The organism is Citrobacter freundii complex sp. CFNIH2 (assembly GCF_002880615.1).
Taxonomy (GTDB): Bacteria; Pseudomonadota; Gammaproteobacteria; order Enterobacterales; family Enterobacteriaceae; genus Citrobacter_A; species Citrobacter_A amalonaticus_F.
In genome coordinates, this window is sequence record NZ_CP025757.1 from 5,110,216 (window position 1) to 5,133,073 (window position 22,858).

Here is a 22,858-nt window from a genome sequence, read left to right on the forward strand (position 1 = left end):
TATAAAATTTTTAACCGTAGTAATTTGCGGGCAGAAAGATACATTTAACTAATGAATCTATCAGTGATCGCGATCCCAAATGCAATAATCCACTTCTAATGTGGATATGTTTGGATCATTAGTCTGTTAAAAAATCATCACAGCGAATTTACGCGTGCGAAGGCTAGCATTAACAACATATTGACAGAAAGGATTGCCAGAAAGATGCGGAGGTTACGTTGTAAAAAGCGATCTTTATAGTGGTTTGTGGTGACTAATTTAAATTCTGGATGATAAAACGCGGTTGCATTAGCGAGGTAATCGTTTGCGTGGCGATATTTTTTGTATGATGTATTAGCAGGCTTAATAAAGTGAGCGTGTTATCTCTTTGGTAATTATAAAAAAACCGGAAGGGCCATCAGCCGCTCCCGGTCCGTTAAACGCTTTTCGCGTCAGGCGCAAATTTCGTAGCAGGGGATATAGGCGGTGCCAGGCAGCTTCATACGGTGCTGCGCGACAAAACCTTGCAGGAGATCGTCCATGCGACGCATCATTTCACTGTCGCCGTGGATTTTGTATGGCCCAAACTCTTCAATGGCGCGGATACCCACTTCCTTAACGTTACCCGCCACAATGCCGGAGAAGGCGCGACGCAGGTCCGCCGCCAGGACTTCAACCGGTTGGTCAGGGTACAGCTTCAGGTTGGCCATGTTCTCGTGGGACGGTTCGAACGGCATTTGCAGATCCGGCGTGATACGAATCGACCAGTTGAAGCTGTAGGCGTCACCGGTATCACGACGATTCTCTTTCACCAGCGGCATCGCTTTTTTCATCAGGCGCGCCACTTCTGCCGCGTCATCAATGATAATGCGGTAATGCGCGCGCGCGGCGTCTCCCAGCGTATGCACGATGAACTCATCCAGCACGCGGAAGTAGTCGGCGCTCTCTTTCGGGCCGGTGAGGATGAGCGGCAGAACCTGATCTTTGTTCGCCGGGTTCATCAGGATCCCCAACAGATACAGTAACTCTTCCGCCGTACCAACACCGCCCGGGAAGATGATAATGCCGTGGGCGATACGCACGAAGGCTTCCAGACGTTTTTCAATGTCCGGCATAATGATCAGTTCGTTAACCAGCGGGTTCGGTGGTTCTGCGGCGATAATCGACGGCTCAGTCATCCCAATAAAACGGCTGTCTTTATAACGCTGCTGAGCATGGCCCACCGCTGCGCCTTTCATCGGCGCTTCCATCGCGCCAGGTCCGCAACCGGTACAGATGTTCAGCTCGCGCAGGCCTAACTGCGTCCCGACGCGTCGGGCGTACAGGTATTCGTTTTCATTAATGGAGTGGCCGCCCCAGCAGACAACCATGTTTGGCGCTTCGCCCACGTGCAGCGCTCTGGCATTACGTAAAATAGAGAACACCAGGTTAGTAATGTGCACGGAGCTTTCGAGATCCAGATGCTGGAAACGACCCGCGTTATGAATCTGCCCATTAACAAACAGAATATCGCGCAGCACGGCAAACAGGTTCGCCTGCAGTGCGCGGATGATACGGCCATCGACGAAGGCATCTTCTGGCGGGTTGATCAGTTCCAGCTTCACGCCGCGCTCGCGGCGCAGCACGTTAATGTCGAAACTTTCAAAGCGGGACAGCAGTTCTTTGCTGTTGTCAGTCAGACTGCCGGAGTTTAAAACGGCAAGCGAACAGTTACGAAACAGTTGATACAGGTCGCTGCTGGCCGTGCGTTTAAGCATATCGACTTCCAGCTGCGACAACATGTCCATTGAGCCAAGTGGGCTAATATGTGTAATCAAGTAAACTCCTTATGGGACGCAAAACGTCATTCCCTGTAGATTACAATAGCCCTGGCTTATGACCTTTCACAACCTTGCGCGTGGAATCCGACCCGCAAAATTGTGAAATAATTCACTGTCGAACTAATCTGCCGGTCGCTGGAACGAAGTCGGTGTTGCTCCGCCATGGGTTGATATCCAGACCACCACGGCGCGTATAGCGTGCATAAACGCTCAGTTTTTCCGGCTGACAGAAGCGTAACAGGTCGTTGAAAATGCGTTCCACACACTGCTCGTGGAACTCGTTATGGTGGCGGAAAGAGACCAGATAACGGAGCAGCTTTTCGCGATCGATCTTGCGTCCGCGATACTGAATTTGTATGGAGCCCCAGTCCGGCTGATGGGTGATCAGACAGTTTGATTTCAGCAGATGACTCACCAGCGTCTCTTCTACCACTTTTTCACCGCTGGTGGCGGATTGCAGATAATCGGTGGTGAACTGGTAGCTGTCGATATCGATATCTTGCTCATCAATGCAGGTGCCGTGAAAATGCGCAACCGGCTGTCCTTCCAGTTCATCGAGACGGTATAGCGCAACGGTCACCTTCCCTTCGGCGCAGGCGCACAGATCGTTTTCCAGCGTCTGTTTCACCGCTTCCCAGGAGTAAAATCGCGTCTGGTTAAAGCTGTTCAGGTACAGCTTAAAGCTTTTGGATTCAATCAGATTGAGGCTGGTGTAATCCAGTTCCACGTGACCCACCGCCACCTGTGGTAATCCCCTGGCATTCAGCCATGACAGCTCATACAGCGTCCAGATATCGGTGCCGTGAAACGGCAGACTGTCAGCTTTTAGTCCCAGCGGGTCGCGATTCAGACTGCGTGGCACGCCCTGTAGCAGGCTGGGGTCGTAAATATCCCGGTAATCCGTTGATTTACCGAGCGTCAGGCCATCAAGAGCCTGATGGTTTTCATAAGAAGACATGTTTCACCGTCATAAACCAGATACACTATGCGCCAAGTGTATCCTGGCTTTTATGAAGAGAGAAACCGGTGGACGAACAGACAGCTTTGGCCCTGAAGGATTTTACGACGCGTTACTGTGACGCATGGCATGCAAAGAACGACAGTTGGCCGATGAGCGAAGAGCTGTATGGCGTGCCTTCTCCCTGCATTATCTCGACTACCCGTGATGCCGTGTACTGGCAACCGCAGCCGTTTGAAGGTGAACAGAATGTAAACGCGGTTGAACGCGCCTTCGATATTGTGGTACAACCTGCGCTTCACGCATTTTATACCACGCAGTTTGCCGGGGATATGCGCGCGCAGTCAGGCAGCGAAACGCTGACGCTGTTGCAGACCTGGAGCGCTGATGATTTCAGGCGGGTTCAGGAGAACCTGATTGGTCATCTGGTGACGCAGAAACGTTTGAAACTGTCGCCGACCCTTTTTATTGCCACACTGGACAATGAACTGGAGGTCATTTCGCTCTGCAATCTGTCGGGGGAAGTGATCAAAGAAACGCTGGGAACCCGTAAACGTTCCGTTCTGGCGCCTTCTCTTGCGGATTTCCTTACGCACCTTAATCCCCTTCTGTAATCCATTTCACCTATGAATATGTGAGAGATCTCTTACAAGCCCTGTAGGAGATCGCCAGGTAGTAAATGAAGACATCGCGAAGTAAAAATAGCTAATAACCAAATAAATCATCAAGTTAATGATTTTCTGTCAACTTTCATATGAAATTTTCCTTAAGGCATTGCCTGTAAGTGTCTTGTAAGACGGCGTGAAAAAGGCGATTCTATGTACGTCGACAGGGAGTCGCACAACGAAGTGAACATCAGGATGATGACACTTCAGTAGGACACACCAGGACGGTGATACAAGGAAAGGCTTCAGGATGAAGTGAAGAGGACAACGCGGGAATGCGTTAAAGGACACCTCCAGGAAGGAGAACGAGAGCCGGTCAGGATAGTCGGTGGGTCAGGATGGCCAGGACGCTTCAGGATGAAGTATTCACATCGGGGTGGTGTGAGCAGGATGCAAAATGTTCAGGATGAACAACAGGTCGCAAGACCAGAGGAAAAGTTGTCACGGATGAGCAGGGAGCACGAAAAGTAGCCGGAATGCTGCGAAACGAACCGGGAGCACTGTTTTTACAGTGCTCCCTTTTTTTGTTTCTTATTTTACTGGTGGTATCCTTCGCGCCAGATTTTTCATCATTGAGGGGACTTTCATGACGACTCATGACCGTGTGCGTCAGCAGCTTCATGCACTTGAAGCGCTGCTGCGTGAGCATCAACACTGGCGGATGGATGAACCCGAAGCCCACCTGTTTACCAGCACTCAACCGTTTTGTATGGATACGATGGAGCCAATTGAGTGGCTGCAATGGGTCCTGATCCCCCGCATGCATGCTCTACTGGACAGTGCGCAACCGCTGCCCGAGGCGTTTGCCGTCGCGCCTTATTATGAAATGGCGCTGACCGCCGATCATCCGCAGCGCGAAATTCTGCTGGAGGCGTTACAGGCGCTGGATGCGCTTTTCGCGCAAGATAAATCCTGATGCTGGAGATTCTGTATCAGGATGAATGGCTGGTTGCGGTCAACAAGCCCTCCGGCTGGCTGGTGCACCGCAGTTGGCTGGATCGCGACGAAAAAGTGGTGGTGATGCAGACCGTGCGTGACCAGATTGGTCAGCATGTGTTTACCGCGCATCGCCTTGACAGACCAACATCCGGCGTCCTGCTGATGGGGTTATCCAGTGAAGCCGGACGCCGTCTCGCGCAGCAGTTTGAGCAACACCAGATCCATAAGCGCTATCACGCCATTGTCCGTGGCTGGCTAATGGAGGAGGCGGTACTCGATTATCCGCTGGTGGAAGAACTGGATAAAATCGCCGATAAGTTTGCCCGTGAAAACAAGGACCCACAGCCAGCGGTAACCCATTACCGTGGCCTCGCCACCGTTGAAATGCCAGTAGCGACCGGGCGTTATCCGACGACGCGTTACGGTCTGGTGGAACTGGATCCGCAAACGGGGCGCAAGCATCAGCTCAGACGTCATCTGGCGCACCTGCGCCATCCGATTATTGGCGACAGCAAGCATGGCGATTTGCGGCAGAACCGCAGCGCGGCGGAATATTTTGGCTGCAACCGACTGATGCTGCATGCCAGCCAGCTTTCGCTGACCCATCCGTTTACCGGTGAACCGTTGACGATTCATGCCGGGCTGGATACGGTCTGGATGCAGGCGCTATCACAGTTTGGCTGGCAGGGACTTCTCCCTGATAATGAAAGGGTTGAGTTAAGTGAGCCGGCAGGTCAGGATGAAAGCATACGTTCTTCATTCAGGGAGTAATTAAGCATGGCGGAAATCGGGATTTTTGTCGGGACAATGTATGGTAACGCGCTGCTGGTGGCCGAAGAGGCCGAAGCGATCCTGACGGCCCAGGGGCACAAAGCAACCGTTTTTGAAGATCCTGAACTGACGGACTGGCAGGAATATCAGGACAAAATCGCGCTGGTGGTCACCTCCACGACCGGGCAAGGCGATTTACCTGACAGCATTGTGCCGCTGTTTCAGGGAATCAAAGACCAACTGGGTTTCCAGCCCAATCTGCGTTACGGCGTGATTGCGTTGGGCGACAGCAGCTACGTTAATTTCTGCAACGGCGGTAAACAGTTTGATGCCCTGTTACAGGAGCAAAGCGCACAGCGCGTGGGGGAAATGTTGCTGATTGATGCCAGTGAACATCCGGAACCCGAAAGCGAATCCAATCCCTGGGTTGAACATTGGGGCACGCTCTTACCCTGAGAGTTAACCCTCCCCCTACCGGGAGGGGCTCCCTTGTGGCGCCAGGCACGGGAACAACCTGACGCTATTCTACCCAATACTGAATCGAGTTAGCTTCGGGCAAACGCCCCTAAAAACCCTCAATACTGAAGGGTTTTTAGGGGCGTTTTCATAGGGTCAAGCGACCTGTTTCACACTCCTGCCTTTTCCACGTAAGCCCCGCGCGATTTCCGTTATATGTTTTCATTTCCGTGAAGTCGCTTCCATCACCCTGGGCTTTTGCCATAAACATAAGTGATACGTTGCCTAAATGTTGGGTTCTTGCACGGTGAGCAAGAACCGGCTGCTTTTTATACTTCTCCTGCCAGTTATAAAAAAATGCAGTTAGCAAGGCGAACGACCTAATAAAAGCTGCAATAAAAAACACGAAACGTCACCTCTGATCCCCTACCAGTTGTGCTGTTCAGAGTGAGCGTGACTAACGCGATAATTCAGGAGTGCAACAATGAGTTCATTAAGTCAGGCTGCGAGCGGTGCGGAAAAACGCACCAATGCCCGCTACTGGATAGTGGTGATGTTGTTTATCGTCACCTCCTTCAACTATGGCGACCGCGCCACCTTATCCATTGCCGGTTCGGAGATGGCCAAAGATATTGGTCTGGATCCGGTCGGTATGGGTTACGTTTTCTCTGCGTTCTCATGGGCCTACGTCATCGGGCAGATCCCGGGCGGCTGGCTGCTGGACCGTTTTGGTTCCAAACGCGTTTACTTCTGGTCCATCTTCATCTGGTCCATGTTTACCCTGTTACAGGGCTTCGTCGATATCTTCAGCGGATTCGGCATTATCGTCGCGCTGTTTACCTTGCGCTTCCTCGTCGGTCTGGCGGAAGCGCCGTCCTTCCCCGGCAACAGTCGCATCGTCGCGGCCTGGTTCCCGGCACAGGAGAGGGGAACGGCGGTCGCGATCTTTAACTCTGCGCAGTACTTTGCCACCGTTATTTTTGCCCCAATCATGGGCTGGCTGACGCACGAAGTGGGTTGGTCGCATGTGTTCTTCTTTATGGGCGGCCTCGGGATTGTCATCAGCTTTATCTGGTTGAAAGTGATCCACGAGCCAAACCAACATCCGGGCGTGAACAAGAAAGAGCTGGAATACATTGCAGAAGGCGGTGCGCTGATCAACATGGATCAGAAAGACACCAAAGCCAAAGTGCCGTTTAGCGTGAAGTGGGGGCAGATCAAGCAGTTGCTGGGCTCCCGTATGATGATCGGCGTGTATATCGGCCAGTACTGCATTAACGCGCTGACCTACTTCTTTATCACCTGGTTCCCGGTTTATCTGGTGCAGGCTCGTGGTATGTCGATCCTGAAAGCAGGCTTTGTGGCCTCGGTGCCGGCCGTGTGCGGATTTATCGGTGGGGTGCTGGGCGGCATTATCTCCGACTGGCTGATGCGTCGGACCGGCTCACTGAACATTGCGCGTAAAACGCCTATCGTGATGGGGATGCTGCTGTCGATGGTGATGGTGTTCTGTAACTACGTCAACGTCGAGTGGATGATCATCGGTTTCATGGCGCTGGCGTTCTTTGGTAAGGGCATCGGTGCACTGGGCTGGGCGGTGATGGCTGATACCGCGCCGAAAGAGATCAGCGGCCTGAGCGGTGGTCTGTTCAACATGTTCGGTAACATCTCCGGCATCGTGACTCCCATTGCGATTGGCTACATCGTTGGCACGACCGGCTCCTTCAACGGCGCACTGATTTATGTGGGCGTGCATGCGTTGATCGCGGTACTGAGCTACCTGGTGCTGGTGGGGGATATTAAACGTATCGAACTGAAACCGGTCGCAGGACAACTATCATGACGACACAATCCAGCCCCGTAATCACGGACATGAAGGTCATTCCGGTCGCCGGACATGACAGTATGCTCCTCAATATTGGCGGCGCGCATAACGCGTACTTTACCCGCAACATCGTGGTCCTCACTGACAACGCCGGCAACACCGGCGTCGGTGAAGCGCCGGGCGGAGAGGTTATCTACCAGACGTTGGTTGATGCCATCCCGATGGTGCTTGGTCAGGAAGTGGCCCGGATGAACAATGTGGTTCAGCAGGTACACAAAGGCAATCAGGCCGCTGACTTTGATACCTTTGGCAAAGGCGCGTGGACTTTCGAACTGCGCGTCAATGCGGTGGCCGCGCTGGAAGCCGCACTGCTTGATCTGCTGGGCAAGGCGCTCAACGTGCCGGTCTGCGAACTGTTGGGGCCAGGCAAGCAGCGTGACGCGGTGACCGTGCTCGGTTATCTCTTCTACGTTGGCGATCGCACGAAAACCGATCTGCCTTATCTGGAGACCACGCCGGGCAATCACGACTGGTATCACCTGCGCCATCAGGAAGCGTTGAACAGCGACGCCGTGGTGCGTCTGGCGGAAGCCTCGCAGGATCGCTACGGTTTTAAAGATTTCAAACTCAAAGGCGGCGTGCTGCCAGGCGAGCAAGAGATCGATACCGCTCGCGCGCTGAAAAAGCGTTTCCCGGATGCGCGTATTACCGTTGATCCCAACGGCGCCTGGCTGCTTGATGAGGCGATCGCGCTGTGCAAAGGGTTGAACGATGTGCTCACCTATGCAGAAGATCCGTGTGGCGCCGAGCAGGGTTTCTCTGGTCGCGAAGTGATGGCAGAGTTCCGTCGCGCCACGGGGTTGCCGGTGGCGACGAACATGATCGCCACTAACTGGCGCGAAATGGGCCATGCCGTGATGCTGAATGCCGTCGATATCCCGCTTGCCGATCCGCATTTCTGGACGCTTTCCGGTGCGGTACGTGTGGCACAGCTGTGCGACGACTGGGGGCTGACCTGGGGCTGCCACTCTAACAACCACTTTGATATTTCACTGGCGATGTTTACCCACGTTGGCGCGGCAGCGCCGGGTAAACCGACCGCCATCGACACGCACTGGATCTGGCAGGAGGGCGATTGCCGCCTGACGAAAAATCCTCTTGAGATTAAAAACGGAAAAATTGCTGTTCCCCACGCGCCTGGACTGGGTGTTGAACTGGATTGGGATCAGGTGCAGAAGGCGCATGACGCTTACAAAAAACTGCCAGGCGGCGCGCGAAATGACGCCGGTCCGATGCAGTACCTGATCCCCGGCTGGACTTTTGACCGTAAACGTCCCGTTTTCGGCCGTCACTGATTTGTATAAGGACTCAACAATGAACGCACAATTTACTACTCCTGTTGTTACGGCAATGCAGGTTATTCCGGTTGCGGGCCACGACAGTATGCTGATGAACCTGAGCGGTGCGCATGCCCCGTTCTTCACGCGTAATATTGTGATTATCAAAGATAATTCAGGTCATACTGGCGTAGGTGAAATCCCTGGTGGCGAAAAAATCCGTAAGACGCTGGAAGACGCGATCCCACTGGTGGTGGGTCAACGACTTGGCGAGTACAAAAACGTGCTGAATGCGGTGCGCAATACCTTTGCCGATCGTGACTCAGGCGGCCGCGGCCTGCAAACGTTCGATCTGCGTACCACCATCCACGTGGTCACCGGGATTGAAGCTGCGCTGCTGGATCTGCTGGGACAGCATCTGGGCGTTAACGTGGCGTCCCTGCTGGGCGATGGTCAACAGCGTAGCGAAGTAGAAATGCTCGGCTATCTGTTCTTCGTCGGTAACCGCAAAGCCACACCGCTGCCGTATCAGAGCCAACCGGATGAGCAATGCGACTGGTATCGTCTGCGTCATGAAGAAGCGATGACGCCCGACGCGGTCGTCCGTCTGGCAGAAGCAGCGTATGAAAAATATGGTTTCAACGATTTCAAACTGAAAGGCGGTGTGCTGGCAGGGGAAGAGGAGGCGGAGTCGATTGTGGCGCTGGCAAAACGCTTCCCACAGGCGCGCGTCACGTTGGATCCTAATGGTGCCTGGTCACTGAATGAAGCGATCCAAATCGGTAAATACCTGAAAGGTTCGCTGGCCTACGCGGAAGATCCGTGTGGCGCCGAGCAGGGCTTCTCGGGCCGAGAGGTGATGGCGGAGTTCCGTCGCGCCACCGGTCTGCCGACCGCGACCAATATGATCGCCACCGACTGGCGTCAGATGGGCCATACGCTGTCACTACAGTCGGTGGATATTCCGCTGGCTGACCCGCACTTCTGGACGATGCAGGGCTCCGTGCGCGTCGCGCAGATGTGCCATGAGTTCGGTCTGACCTGGGGTTCACACTCCAACAACCACTTTGACGTTTCGTTGGCGATGTTCACCCATGTGGCCGCGGCGGCGCCGGGCAAGATCACGGCGATCGACACTCACTGGATCTGGCAGGAAGGCAACCAGCGCCTGACCAAAGAGCCGTTTGAAATTAAAGGCGGTATGGTGCAGGTACCGGCGAAACCGGGTCTGGGCGTTGAACTGGATATGGACCAGGTGATGAAAGCCCACGAGCTGTATCAAAAGCATGGGCTGGGCGCACGTGATGATGCGATGGGGATGCAGTATTTGATCCCGAACTGGACGTTCGATAACAAACGTCCGTGCATGGTTCGTTAAGATGTCGACCGGTCCCCAAAGGACCGGTTATTTTTTATCGGTAAACCGGGTGTATGCTTAGCTGAGTCAACATGCGTAAGGATGGCTTATGAAAATAGTGATCGCACCGGACTCGTATAAGGAAAGTTTGAGTGCTCTCGAGGTGGCGAACGCCATTGAGCAAGGTTTTCGTGAAATCTGGCCCGATGCGGATTACGTAAAGCTTCCGGTTGCTGATGGCGGTGAAGGAACGGTTGAAGCCATGGTGGCGGCGACGGCGGGGCGCATTGTTGATGTCGACGTCACGGGTCCTCTGGGGGAACCCGTCACCGCGTTTTTCGGCTTATCTGGTGACGAGCGCACGGCCTTCATTGAGATGGCGGCAGCCAGCGGCCTGGAGCAGGTGCCTGTCGCGTTACGCGATCCATTAAAGACAACCTCCTGGGGAACCGGGGAGTTGATTCGTCATGCGCTGGATGCTGGCGTAGATCATATTATTATCGGGCTCGGCGGCAGTGCGACCAACGACGGCGGTGCGGGCATGGTGCAGGCGTTGGGGGCAAAATTGCTCGATGCCCGGCAGAATGAAATTGGTAAAGGCGGAGCGGCGCTCGATGCGCTTGCACGGATCGATATCAGCCAGTTGGATCCGCGTCTTGCCGCATGCCGTATCGAAGTCGCGTGTGATGTGACTAACCCATTGACCGGTAAAGAGGGGGCGTCAGCGGTGTTTGGCCCACAGAAAGGGGCGACGGCAGAGACGATCGACCGTCTGGATACGGCGCTGGTGCATTATGCGCAGATTATCGCCCGCGATCTGGAGGTGGATGTCCTTGAACTGGCTGGCGGCGGTGCGGCAGGCGGTATGGGCGCAGCGCTGTACGCGTTTTGCGGTGCGCAACTGCGACGCGGCATTGAGATAGTCACCGATGCGCTACAGCTGGATGCGTGCGTTGCCGATGCCGATCTGGTGGTGACCGGCGAAGGGCGCATGGATAGCCAGACGATCCACGGTAAAGTCCCGGTAGGGGTGGCGAAGGTGGCAAAGCGCTACCACAAACCGGTGATCGGCATTGCCGGTAGCCTGACGGCCGATGTTGGCATTGTCCATGAACATGGACTGGATGCCGTCTTTAGCGTGATTTATACCATCTGTACGCTGGACGATGCGTTGAAGAACGCCGCAGCGAACGTGCGCATGACCGCGCGCAACGTCGCGGCGACGCTCAAAATGGGGCAGACGCTACGCTGAGCGATCGGCAGGCCGGAAGGCGCGATGCCAGTCCGGCCTATAACAGCCATTTTCGCGCTTCACGCGCCACGTTATCCATCTCGTCCAGCAGTTCCAGAAACTCGGGCTCCAGATCTTCTTCTGGCGTCCCTTCGCGTAGCTGGCTTTCCAGTAACTGACACAAACTCTTCATGCGCGGTACGCCGCTATAACCGCAACTGCCATGCAGCTTATGAATCAAATCGATTAAGCCTTGCGGATTTTCCCCCACCAGTTGCTCTTCGATTTTATTACGCACTTCCGGCAGGAAATCGATCAGCATTTGCAGCATATCGCGTGCCAGATCGGGTTTTCCGGCGGCCTGACGCAGCGCCAGTTGCCAGTCCAGCGTGGCATTCGGGTTGAAAACCGGTTCGATCGGTTCAGCGCTAAGCTGGCGCGTCGGGGCGCTTGCGCCGGGTTTGTAGCGTTGCAGCAGGTTAAACAGCTTTTCTTCTTCGATCGGTTTTGCCAGATAATCATTCATTCCGGCACTCAGCAATTTCTCTTTCTGGCCAGCCATCGCGTGCGCGGTGACGGCGATCACCGGGGTTTGCTGTTGATGCGGAAGCTGGTGGATCAGTTCGCAGGCCCGAATGCCATCCATGTCCGGCATCTGAATATCCATCAGGATCAGATCAAACTGCATCTGCTTCGCGCGATCGACCGCCTGTTGGCCGCTATCGCAAAGTTCAACGTGTTGAACCAGATCGTCCAGCAGTGCGCCGATCAGCTTCAGGTTGGCTGGATTATCATCAACCGCCATAACCGTCATAGCAATTTTGCTCTCGTCTGAGACCAGCGCGTTTTCGTGGGGGTTCTGACGACACAAATCCACCAGTGCTGGCAGCAGACGCGTGGAGGTCAGGGGTTTTAGCAGACAGCTGGCCACGCCGTCCTGTTTGAGTTTCTCGGCGTTCACCTGAGCGTGGCACGGCAGCGCCAGCATCAGGAATTCGGCCATTTGGGTCGCCTGAATCAGCCGTTCGTGCTGCATTGTCAGCGGCTCTTTGAAGGTGACGGCAACGCCAAGCAGCATAAAGTCGTAGTGCTCAACGGCCAGTGCGGAAAACGTTGGGCTATAAACCACCTCCAGCGGCGTTTCGCTGAGAATGTCCAGCGTACACTGTGCGGCAGCGGCATTTGGCTCGATGTAGGCAATACGTTTACCCGCCAGACACGTGGTGGCCGGGCCATCCTTAATCACATTCGGATTCAGATCGAGATTGATATGGAACCAGAAGGTTGAGCCGCGATTTGGCTGGCTGTGGAAGGAGATATCGCCGCCCATCTCGTTAACCAGTTTCTGTGTGATCACCAGCCCCAGCCCGGTGCCGCCGTGACGACGGGAAATACTGGCATCGGCCTGACGGAAAGCCTGAAACAGGCGCGACTGGTCGCGTTCGGGGATGCCGATGCCGGTATCGCGGATCTGCACTTCGATCTGCACTTTGGTGTTACTCAGCGAGCGCTTTTCCACCAGAATGTCGATGTTGCCGCTCTCGGTGAATTTAATCGCGTTGCCGACCAGATTGGTGATGACCTGCTGCAAACGCAGCGGGTCGCCAATCACGTTATCCGGTACGTCATTCTTAATATTGAGCGTCAGCTCCAGCCCCTTGTCGTGCGACGAATGCGCCAGCAGCGTCACCACTTCATCAAGCGTATTGCGAAGTGCAAAGGGAATGCTTTCGAGAATAAGTTTACCCGCTTCCAGCTTAGAGAAATCGAGAACGTCGTTGATGATTGCCAGCAGGTTATTTGCCGAACGCTCGATGGTATTCAGGTGGTCGCGCTGGGTGGTATTCAGCTCGGTTTTCAGCGTCAGGCGCGTAAAGCCGATCACGCCGTTCAGCGGGGTGCGCAGCTCATGGGACATGTTGGCCAAAAACTCAGACTTGATGCGCGCGGCTTCCTGCGCACGTTTTTTCGCCAGGTCCAGCTCGACGTTCTGGATCTCCATCTGCTCGAGCGTTTCACGCAAATCGGAGGTCGCCTGATCGATATTGTGCTGCATCTCTTCGTGATAGGCAGCGAGCGACATGGCCATCGAGTTAATGCCGTTTTTCAACACATCCAGCTCGCCGAGCATAAAGCCCTCAACGCGGCTGTCGAGTTGCCCCCGGCGGATGCGGTCAACCGTATTGACCATGTTACGAATCGGCCCTGTCACATCGCGCATCAGACGCCAGCCAAAGATCAGCGCAATGCCAATACAAAACAGCATCATGACGGAAGAAATGAAGATTTCTTTATACTGTTGTAAGCGGACCGACTTGAGATCGAGCTCAAGCGCCACATATCCCAACATATTACCCGCGTTTTTCGCGTCAGTAGCCGGGGATTCATCAAGCGAATAGCTTTCGGAAATGATCGGCGTGCGCAGGATTAAAATATCGCCATGACGCTCAACGCTCAGTCGGCGTGGAAACGGTGAGCCCGGAGGCAGCTGCATTTCCGACGGGTTGAGATTGAAATTCGAGGTGACGAAGAGGTGATTATTCTCGTCGTAGACCGAAATCGCCCGCACAATCTCTGAGTGGCGGCGATGCAAAACGCTGATGAGCTGGCCGATGGACTCGCGGTTTTGCAGGTTCATACCGTATTCGGTAGAGACCGCGAGAGGCTCGATGATACTGGCACCGGCATCTTCCAGTTGACGCTGCAAGTCGTGGTAGCGATGCACAACGAAAAAGATACTGAGCAGTAAACCGATAAGTACGGTCGGGGCCAGGATCAGAATCATCATGCGAGCGCGCAGGCTGTAGTTGGTCATGGAGTTCCGTTATGGGACAATTAGGGTCACACTGTTAAATTGAGAATATTCTCGTCGATGGCGCAATTCTACTCTGCAAAACGGCGCGTGACGACGCGCCAGATCATAACCGTTACCGTCAATGACCTCGATTCTTTTGGTCAGGGCGTTGCGCGACACAACGGAAAGACGTTGTTTATCCCCGGATTGTTGCCGCAGGAAAGTGCGGACGTGGCGATCACCGAAGATAAAAAACAGTACGCGAAAGCCCAGGTTAAGCGCCGTTTGAATGATAGCCCGGATCGCGTCACGCCGCGCTGTCCGCACTTTGGCATTTGCGGCGGCTGTCAGCAACAGCACGCCAGCATCGAACTGCAGCAGCGCAGTAAAAGCGCCGCGCTGTCACGCCTGATGAACAACAATGTCACTGAGGTGATCGCCGATGCGCCGTGGGGCTATCGCCGCCGCGCTCGGTTAAGTCTCAACTACCAGCCGAAGACCCAGCAGTTCCAGATGGGGTTTCGCAAGTCAGCGTCCAGCGACATCGTTGATGTCAGACAGTGCCCCATTCTGGCGCCCCAACTTGAAGCATTGCTGCCCGATCTCAGGGCATGCCTCGGCAGCCTGCAGGGAATTCGCCATCTGGGACACGTTGAACTGGTGCAGGCAGGCAGCGGCACGCTGATGATTCTGCGCCATACCGCGCCGTTAAGTGGCGCGGATAACGAAAAACTGGAACGCTTTTCGCATTCAAAGGGACTGTCTCTGTATCTGGCACCGCAAAGCGAGATACTGGAAACGGTTTCTGGTCAGACGCCCTGGTATGAATCAAACGGGCTACGCTTAAACTTTAGTCCGCGTGATTTTATTCAGGTCAATGCAGGGGTGAACCAGAAAATGGTGACCAGCGCGCTGGAATGGCTGGACGTACAGCCTGGCGATCGCGTGCTGGATCTCTTCTGCGGGATGGGCAATTTTACACTCCCGCTGGCAACCCGGGCGGCAAGCGTCGTCGGGGTGGAAGGCGTACCTGCGCTGGTGGAAAAAGGGCGCGAAAATGCACAACAAAATGGGTTACACAATGTGACATTCTTTCATGAAAATCTTGAAGAGGATGTTACCCGACAGCCGTGGGCCAAAAACGGTTTTGATAAAATCTTGCTCGACCCTGCGCGCGCAGGGGCTGCGGGCGTGATGCAACATATTATAAAATTGCAGCCTGGCCGTATTGTTTATGTATCCTGTAATCCTGCCACGCTGGCGCGTGATAGTGAGGCGTTATTACGCGCAGGATACCAGATACAGCGGCTGGCGATGCTCGACATGTTCCCCCACACGGGACACCTGGAATCGATGGTATTGTTTGAGCATTCATAATGAATCACGACTTGTCGACTTCGACAGGTCACGTCCCTTAAGGAGAGGACAATGGTTGCGGTAAGAAGTGCACATCTAAACAAAGCTGGGGAATTTGACCCGAAAAAGTGGATCGAAAGTCTTGGGATCACCAGCCAGCAGTCATGTGAACGCTTAGCCGAAACCTGGGCGTATTGCCTGCAACAGACACAGGGGCATCCAGATGCGGAACTGCTGCTGTGGCGTGGCGTGGAGATGGTGGAAATCCTCTCAACGCTGAGTATGGATATCGACACGCTGCGGGCTGCGCTGCTGTTCCCTCTGGCAGATGCCAATGTCGTTAGCGAAGATACCCTGCAGGAAAGCGTAGGTAAGTCTATCGTCAATCTGATTCATGGCGTGCGTGACATGGCGGCCATTCGCCAACTGAAAGCGACCCATACCGATTCCGTCTCCTCCGAGCAGGTCGACAACGTGCGGCGCATGCTGCTGGCGATGGTCGACGATTTCCGCTGCGTGGTCATTAAACTTGCCGAACGAATCGCCCATCTGCGCGAGGTGAAAGATGCGCCGGAAGATGAGCGCGTGCTGGCGGCGAAAGAGTGCACCAATATCTACGCGCCGCTGGCGAACCGATTAGGCATCGGGCAGTTGAAGTGGGAGCTGGAAGATTATTGCTTCCGCTATCTGCATCCTGCCGAGTACAAACGCATTGCCAAACTGCTGCACGAACGCCGTATCGATCGTGAGCATTACATAGAAGAGTTCGTGGGGCATCTGCGCTCAGAGATGAAAACGGAAGGCGTAAAGGCGGAAGTGTACGGGCGCCCGAAACACATCTACAGCATCTGGCGAAAAATGCAGAAAAAGCATCTGGCATTTGATGAGCTGTTTGACGTCCGCGCCGTGCGTATCGTCGCCGAGCGATTGCAGGATTGTTACGCCGCGCTGGGGATTGTGCACACGCACTATCGCCATCTGCCGGATGAGTTTGACGACTATGTCGCCAACCCGAAACCGAATGGCTATCAGTCGATTCACACCGTGGTGTTGGGGCCGGGCGGCAAAACGGTTGAGATCCAGATTCGCACCAAGCAGATGCACGAGGATGCCGAGCTGGGCGTCGCCGCGCACTGGAAGTACAAAGAAGGCGCAGCCGCAGGCGGAGCGCGTTCCGGCCATGAGGACCGCATTGCCTGGCTGCGTAAGCTGATCGCCTGGCAGGAAGAGATGGCGGACTCTGGCGAAATGCTCGACGAAGTGCGCAGTCAGGTGTTTGACGATCGGGTCTACGTCTTTACGCCGAAAGGCGATGTCGTGGATCTGCCCGCTGGCTCCACGCCGCTCGACTTTGCGTATCACATTCACAGTGATGTGGGGCACCGTTGTATTGGGGCGAAAATCGGTGGGCGCATCGTGCCGTTTACCTATCAGTTGCAGATGGGCGATCAGATCGAAATCATCACCCAGAAACAGCCGAACCCGAGCCGTGACTGGCTGAATCCGAACCTGGGCTATGTGACGACCAGCCGTGGGCGCTCGAAAATCCACGCCTGGTTCCGCAAACAGGATCGGGACAAGAACATCCTTGCAGGACGGCAGATTCTGGACGACGAGCTGTCGCATTTAGGGATCAGCCTGAAAGAGGCAGAAAAGCATCTGCTGCCGCGCTACAACTTCAACGAGCTGGAGGAACTGCTGGCGGCGATTGGCGGGGGCGATATCCGTCTGAATCAGATGGTGAACTTCCTGCAATCGCAGTTCAACAAACCGAGCGCCGCCGAAGAAGATGCCGCCGCGCTGAAACAGCTTCAGCAGAAAACGCATGCTCCGCAGAACCGGCGTAAAGACGATGGTCGTGTCGTTGTGGAAGGCGTAGGTAATCTGATGCATCACATTGCCCGCTGCTGCCAGCCGATTCCGGGCGATGAGATTGTTGGATTCATTACCCAGGGCCGCGGGATTTCCGTCCATCGGGCGGACTGTGAGCAACTGGTCGAACTGCGTGCGCATGCGCCGGAACGCCTTGTGGAGGCCGTCTGGGGTGAAAGCTATTCGGCGGGATATTCGCTGGTGGTGCGCGTACAGGCCAACGATCGCAGCGGCTTACTGCGTGATATCACGACGATTCTGGCAAACGAGAAGGTCAATGTGCTCGGCGTTGCCAGTCGTAGCGATACCAAACAGCAGCTTGCTACTATCGATATGACGATTGAAATCTACAACCTGCAGGTGCTGGGACGCGTGCTCAGCAAGTTGAATCAGGTACCCGATGTGATTGACGCGCGTCGTTTGCACGGCAATTAATTTTACTTTCCAGGCCCGGTGGCGTTTCGCTCATCGGGCCTGTGTTTTCAGGATGTTCCAATGACTCAAATTGACCGCCTGCTTGGCATCATGCAACGCCTGCGCGACCCGGAAACCGGCTGTCCGTGGGATAACGAACAAACTTTCGCCACGCTCGCCCCTTACACCCTTGAAGAAACCTACGAAGTGCTCGACGCGATTTCCCGTGAGGATTTTGACGACCTGCGCGGCGAACTGGGCGATCTGCTGTTCCAGGTGGTGTTTTACGCGCAGATAGCCCAGGAAGAAGGGCGCTTTGATTTCAATGATATTTGTGCCGCTATCAGTGACAAACTTGAGCGCCGCCATCCGCATGTTTTTGCCGATGATTCCGCCCGCAACAGCAGTGAAGTGCTGGCCCGCTGGGAACAAATCAAAACAGGCGAACGGGCGGAAAAAGCGCAGCATTCTGCCCTCGATGATATTCCGCGTAGTTTACCCGCGCTGATGCGGGCGCAGAAAATCCAGAAGCGCTGTTCGAATGTCGGTTTTGACTGGACGACGCTGGGGCCGGTGGTCGATAAGGTGTACGAAGAGATCGACGAGGTCATGCATGAGGCCCGGCAGGTCGTTGTCGACCAGGCTAAACTGGAAGAAGAAATGGGCGATTTGCTGTTTGCCACCGTCAATATGGCCCGTCATTTAGGCACCAAAGCGGAGACCGCGCTGCAAAAAGCCAACGAAAAGTTCGAGCGGCGTTTTCGTGAGGTCGAACGGATTGTGGCGGCGCGGGGCCTGGAAATGACTGGTGTTGACCTGGAAACGATGGAAGAAGTCTGGCAGCAGGTAAAACGGCAGGAAATTGATCTCTAAGGAAATTGAGCGGTCAAGGGCGTTTTGTGTGATTTTTTAAATAACAAGCGCTTGATTTGCGTCAAAAACATTTACCCCAAAGGGGCTATTTTCTCACTCCCGATGTTAAATGTGAGCTGACGAAGAGGAGGGATAATGAAAGTTTGTGGCGTACGTCATGTTCGGGTATACTACTTTCCCGTCCTGGTTATTCCATCGTTTCACCCTAACTTCTCAGGTTCAGCATGACAACGAACTATATTTTTGTGACCGGCGGGGTCGTATCCTCTCTGGGTAAAGGCATTGCCGCAGCCTCCCTCGCAGCCATTCTTGAAGCCCGTGGCCTCAACGTGACCATCATGAAACTGGATCCGTATATTAACGTCGATCCTGGCACCATGAGCCCAATCCAACACGGGGAAGTGTTCGTTACTGAAGACGGCGCTGAAACCGACCTGGACCTGGGTCACTACGAGCGTTTCATTCGCACTAAAATGAGCCGCCGCAACAACTTCACCACGGGTCGTATCTACTCTGACGTTCTGCGTAAAGAGCGCCGTGGCGACTATCTGGGCGCGACCGTACAGGTTATCCCGCACATCACCAATGCCATCAAAGAACGCGTGCTGGAAGGCGGCGAAGGCCATGACGTTGTTCTGGTTGAAATCGGCGGCACCGTCGGTGATATCGAATCTCTGCCGTTCCTTGAAGCGATTCGCCAGATGGCCGTTGAAATTGGCCGTGAACACACCCTGTTTATGCATCTGACGCTGGTTCCGTACATGGCGGCGGCAGGTGAAGTGAAAACAAAACCGACACAGCACTCTGTAAAAGAGCTGCTCTCTATCGGTATTCAGCCTGATATCCTGATTTGCCGCTCTGACCGCGCTGTCCCGGCTAACGAACGTGCGAAAATTGCATTGTTCTGTAACGTTCCGGAAAAAGCGGTGATTTCTCTGAAAGATGTCGATTCCATCTATAAAATTCCAGGCATGTTGAAATCGCAGGGCCTGGACGATTATATTTGTAAACGATTCAGCTTAGAGTGTCCGGAAGCTAACCTGGCCGAATGGGAACAGGTTATTTACGAAGAAGCGAACCCGGCAGGCGAAGTCACGATTGGGATGGTCGGCAAGTACATTGAACTGCCGGATGCCTATAAATCCGTGATTGAAGCGCTGAAACATGGCGGTCTGAAAAATCGCGTGACCGTCAACATTAAGCTGATTGATTCGCAGGATGTTGAAACGCGCGGTGTCGAAATCCTGAAAGATTTGGACGCTATCCTGATCCCTGGCGGCTTCGGCTACCGTGGTGTAGAAGGGAAGATCGCGACTGCACGCTATGCGCGTGAAAACAATATTCCTTATCTGGGCATTTGCCTGGGTATGCAGGTCGCGTTGATTGAGTTTGCGCGTAATGTCGCCGGTATGGACAACGCCAACTCGACGGAATTTGTGCCAGACTGTAAGTACCCGGTTGTGGCGCTGATTACCGAATGGCGTGACGAAGACGGTAACGTTGAAGTCCGTACCGAGAAGAGCGATCTGGGTGGCACCATGCGTCTTGGCGCGCAGCAGTGTCAGCTTGGCGACGATAGTCTGGTCCGTCAGTTGTACGGCACGCCGACTATTGTTGAGCGTCATCGCCATCGTTACGAAGTCAACAATATGCTGTTGAAACAGATTGAAGCTGCGGGTCTGCGCGTTGCAGGCCGTTCCGGTGATGATCAGTTGGTCGAGATCATTGAGGTACCGAATCATCCGTGGTTCGTGGCCTGTCAGTTCCATCCGGAATTTACTTCCACGCCACGTGATGGACATCCGCTGTTTGCTGGCTTTGTGAAAGCCGCCAGCGAGCATCAGAAGCGTCAGGCGAAGTAAGAAGTAAAAAAAGTTAGAACGGCAACGCGTACCAAAGGTACGCGTTGTTTGTCTGGAGTTTTAGTTTAACTTGTACTGAGGAAAACCTAATGTCCAAAATCGTTAAAGTCATCGGTCGTGAAATCATCGACTCCCGTGGTAACCCGACTGTTGAAGCCGAAGTACACCTGGAAGGTGGTTTCGTCGGTATGGCAGCAGCTCCGTCAGGTGCTTCTACGGGCTCCCGCGAAGCGCTGGAACTGCGCGATGGCGACAAATCCCGCTTCATGGGTAAAGGCGTACTGAAAGCTGTTGGCGCGGTTAATGGCCCGATCGCTCAGGCTATCCTTGGCAAAGATGCCAAAGATCAGGCTGGCATCGACAAGATCATGATCGATCTGGACGGTACTGAAAACAAATCCAACTTCGGTGCGAACGCCATCCTGGCGGTGTCTCTGGCTAACGCCAAAGCGGCGGCTGCTGCTAAAGGCATGCCGCTGTACGAGCACATCGCTGAGCTGAACGGTACTCCGGGCAAATACTCCATGCCGGTTCCGATGATGAACATCATCAACGGTGGTGAGCACGCTGACAACAACGTCGACATCCAGGAATTCATGATTCAGCCGGTTGGCGCGAAAACCCTGAAAGAAGCCGTACGTATGGGTTCTGAAGTGTTCCACAACCTGGCTAAAGTGCTGAAAGCGAAAGGCATGAACACCGCTGTGGGTGACGAAGGTGGCTATGCGCCGAACCTGGGCTCCAACGCTGAAGCGCTGGCTGTCATTGCTGAAGCGGTTAAAGCTGCTGGCTACGAGCTGGGCAAAGACATCACTCTGGCGATGGACTGTGCAGCATCTGAATTCTACAAAGACGGTAAATACGTTCTGGCTGGCGAAGGCAACAAAGCGTTCACTTCAGAAGAATTCACTCACTTCCTGGAAGACCTGACCAAACAGTACCCGATCGTTTCTATCGAAGACGGTCTGGACGAGTCTGACTGGGACGGTTTTGCATACCAGACCAAAGTACTGGGCGACAAAATCCAGCTGGTTGGTGACGATCTGTTCGTAACCAACACCAAGATCCTGAAAGAAGGTATCGAAAAAGGCATCGTTAACTCCATCCTGATCAAATTCAACCAGATCGGTTCTCTGACCGAAACGCTGGCTGCAATCAAGATGGCGAAAGACGCTGGCTACACGGCTGTGATCTCTCACCGTTCCGGTGAAACTGAAGACGCTACCATCGCTGACCTGGCTGTGGGTACCGCTGCAGGTCAGATCAAAACCGGTTCTATGAGCCGTTCTGACCGCGTTGCTAAATACAACCAGCTGATTCGTATCGAAGAAGCGCTGGGTGAAAAAGCACCGTACAACGGTCGTAAAGAGATCAAAGGTCAGTAATTTATTACTGTCGCTTTATACTCTAAGAAACCCGCTTCGGCGGGTTTTTTTTATGTCTTTAAAGCAGTAGCGGTAGGGTCGCGCTGGCCGTTTGCTGGCTCACATCGCCGTACTTTTCATCCAACGCAATCAGCGATGTAGTGAGTAGTTCTATCAACAGCATCACTCCCACCTTGGCGTTTAGCGCGCCGGCACTCAAGGGACCTTCTGGTTTGGCCGCGACCAGTTGAATATCACTCAGTGACGCTAACGGGCTGCGCGGTGTATTACTCAGCGCCAGTACGCGCACACCTTGCTTACGCGCCAGTTTTACGACATGCAGCAGATCGCGCGTGGATCCTGAACTGGAAATCGCCACCACGAGCGTGTTTTTACTCAGCGTTGTGGCGTTCATGGCAGCACGATGCATGTCGCTGAACAACTGTGCGGGTTTCCCCAGACGCAGGAGTTTGTAATGTAAATATTCCCCCAGAATGGCACTGGCCGCTACGCCATAAATCTGCACTGACTGAGCCTGATGCAGTGCAAGCGCGGCTGCTTCCAGTAGGGTCCTGTCGAGTAATTTTGCGGTGTCCTGCAGCGCTTGCACGGATTCATTGACCACATTGTCAATCTCATCACCGCTGTGCTCTACAGACTGTCCTTGTCGGAGATCGAGTGCCAGCGCCATTTTGAATTCGTTATAGCCCTTACACCCCAGCGTCCGACACAGTCGTGTGACGCTAGCCTCGCTGGTGCCGCTTTCTCGCGCCAGTTCGGTAATCGTCAGGTAGACAACTTTTGCCGGATCGCTAAGTACAAACTCTCCTAGCTTCTGTTGTGTTCGGCTATATCCATCAACGCTCTGGCGCAATCTCAGCAGCAGGTTTTCATTTTCTGACATGCAAAATCCTTAATGCGTTTATCTGTTGATAGTGTGGCGGAAAGCAGGGGAGAGATGCCAGACATTTTAAAAAAGTATGAT

The 22,858-nt window shown here is 54.2% G+C and carries 18 protein-coding genes; 13 read left to right on the forward strand and 5 right to left on the reverse strand.

Annotated features, from left to right (window positions below; genetic code table 11):
* Positions 1–431: 431 nt before the first annotated feature.
* Complete coding sequence (gene ppnN / locus WM46_RS25050; RefSeq protein ID WP_061075147.1) at positions 432–1,796, reverse strand: nucleotide 5'-monophosphate nucleosidase PpnN; 1,365 nt, start codon at positions 1,794–1,796, stop codon at positions 432–434.
* A 112-nt stretch (positions 1,797–1,908) separates the two neighbouring features.
* On the reverse strand, positions 1,909–2,757 hold the full coding sequence (queF, locus tag WM46_RS25055; RefSeq protein ID WP_102603672.1) for an NADPH-dependent 7-cyano-7-deazaguanine reductase QueF: 849 nt from the start codon (positions 2,755–2,757) through the stop codon (positions 1,909–1,911).
* 68 nt (positions 2,758–2,825) lie between these two features.
* Here queF and syd point away from each other — a divergent pair, with 68 nt between their 5' ends.
* The 4 genes from syd to WM46_RS25075 all read left to right on the forward strand — a co-directional run bounded on the left by syd (position 2,826) and on the right by WM46_RS25075 (position 5,588).
* On the forward strand, positions 2,826–3,371 hold the full coding sequence (gene syd / locus WM46_RS25060; RefSeq protein WP_061075145.1) for a SecY-interacting protein: 546 nt from the start codon (positions 2,826–2,828) through the stop codon (positions 3,369–3,371).
* 637 nt (positions 3,372–4,008) lie between these two features.
* Positions 4,009–4,338: a YqcC family protein gene (locus WM46_RS25065; RefSeq protein ID WP_042999506.1), complete on the forward strand. Its 330-nt coding sequence runs from the start codon at positions 4,009–4,011 to the stop codon at positions 4,336–4,338.
* Positions 4,338–5,132, forward strand: coding sequence for a tRNA pseudouridine(65) synthase TruC (gene truC / locus WM46_RS25070; protein WP_102603673.1), 795 nt, complete (start codon positions 4,338–4,340; stop codon positions 5,130–5,132). The genes WM46_RS25065 and truC overlap by 1 nt, the downstream gene beginning before the upstream one ends.
* A gap of 6 nt (positions 5,133–5,138) precedes the next feature.
* Positions 5,139–5,588 (forward strand): flavodoxin, encoded by a 450-nt coding sequence (locus WM46_RS25075; RefSeq protein ID WP_061075142.1) that lies wholly within the window; start codon positions 5,139–5,141, stop codon positions 5,586–5,588.
* Positions 5,589–5,736: 148 nt separating this feature from the next.
* Here WM46_RS25075 and WM46_RS25080 read toward each other — a convergent pair whose 3' ends face one another.
* Positions 5,737–5,994 carry a hypothetical protein gene (locus WM46_RS25080; protein WP_146109659.1) on the reverse strand — a complete coding sequence of 86 codons (258 nt, stop codon included), beginning with the start codon at positions 5,992–5,994 and terminating at the stop codon, positions 5,737–5,739.
* Between the two features lie 78 nt (positions 5,995–6,072).
* On the opposite strand from WM46_RS25080, the gene gudP reads away from it, so the two are divergent.
* The 4 genes from gudP (at position 6,073) to WM46_RS25100 (ending at position 11,359) form a co-directional block, all read left to right on the forward strand.
* Positions 6,073–7,431, forward strand: a complete 1,359-nt coding sequence (gudP, locus tag WM46_RS25085; protein WP_061075141.1) for a galactarate/glucarate/glycerate transporter GudP — start codon at positions 6,073–6,075, stop codon at positions 7,429–7,431.
* Positions 7,428–8,768 carry an enolase C-terminal domain-like protein gene (locus WM46_RS25090; protein ID WP_061075140.1) on the forward strand — a complete coding sequence of 447 codons (1,341 nt, stop codon included), beginning with the start codon at positions 7,428–7,430 and terminating at the stop codon, positions 8,766–8,768. Before gudP ends, WM46_RS25090 begins: the two co-directional genes overlap by 4 nt.
* A gap of 19 nt (positions 8,769–8,787) precedes the next feature.
* Entirely contained in the window at positions 8,788–10,128 is a 1,341-nt protein-coding gene (gene gudD / locus WM46_RS25095; protein ID WP_102603674.1) for a glucarate dehydratase, read from the forward strand.
* An 88-nt stretch (positions 10,129–10,216) separates the two neighbouring features.
* Entirely contained in the window at positions 10,217–11,359 is a 1,143-nt protein-coding gene (locus tag WM46_RS25100; protein ID WP_102603675.1) for a glycerate kinase, read from the forward strand.
* A gap of 37 nt (positions 11,360–11,396) precedes the next feature.
* On the opposite strand, the gene barA is transcribed toward WM46_RS25100, so the two are convergent.
* Positions 11,397–14,153: a two-component sensor histidine kinase BarA gene (gene barA / locus WM46_RS25105; RefSeq protein ID WP_102603676.1), complete on the reverse strand. Its 2,757-nt coding sequence runs from the start codon at positions 14,151–14,153 to the stop codon at positions 11,397–11,399.
* A 57-nt stretch (positions 14,154–14,210) separates the two neighbouring features.
* Here barA and rlmD point away from each other — a divergent pair, with 57 nt between their 5' ends.
* The 5 genes from rlmD (at position 14,211) to eno (ending at position 21,894) form a co-directional block, all read left to right on the forward strand.
* Positions 14,211–15,509: a 23S rRNA (uracil(1939)-C(5))-methyltransferase RlmD gene (gene rlmD / locus WM46_RS25110; RefSeq protein WP_061075137.1), complete on the forward strand. Its 1,299-nt coding sequence runs from the start codon at positions 14,211–14,213 to the stop codon at positions 15,507–15,509.
* Between the two features lie 51 nt (positions 15,510–15,560).
* Positions 15,561–17,795 carry a GTP diphosphokinase gene (gene relA, locus WM46_RS25115; protein ID WP_061075136.1) on the forward strand — a complete coding sequence of 745 codons (2,235 nt, stop codon included), beginning with the start codon at positions 15,561–15,563 and terminating at the stop codon, positions 17,793–17,795.
* 60 nt (positions 17,796–17,855) lie between these two features.
* Entirely contained in the window at positions 17,856–18,647 is a 792-nt protein-coding gene (gene mazG / locus WM46_RS25120; RefSeq protein ID WP_102603677.1) for a nucleoside triphosphate pyrophosphohydrolase, read from the forward strand.
* Between the two features lie 224 nt (positions 18,648–18,871).
* Positions 18,872–20,509: a glutamine hydrolyzing CTP synthase gene (gene pyrG, locus WM46_RS25125; protein ID WP_042999517.1), complete on the forward strand. Its 1,638-nt coding sequence runs from the start codon at positions 18,872–18,874 to the stop codon at positions 20,507–20,509.
* An 89-nt stretch (positions 20,510–20,598) separates the two neighbouring features.
* Entirely contained in the window at positions 20,599–21,894 is a 1,296-nt protein-coding gene (eno, locus tag WM46_RS25130) for a phosphopyruvate hydratase (protein WP_042322547.1), read from the forward strand.
* Positions 21,895–21,952: 58 nt separating this feature from the next.
* On the opposite strand, the gene WM46_RS25135 is transcribed toward eno, so the two are convergent.
* Complete coding sequence (locus WM46_RS25135) at positions 21,953–22,777, reverse strand: MurR/RpiR family transcriptional regulator (RefSeq protein ID WP_102603678.1); 825 nt, start codon at positions 22,775–22,777, stop codon at positions 21,953–21,955.
* Positions 22,778–22,858: the final 81 nt, after the last annotated feature.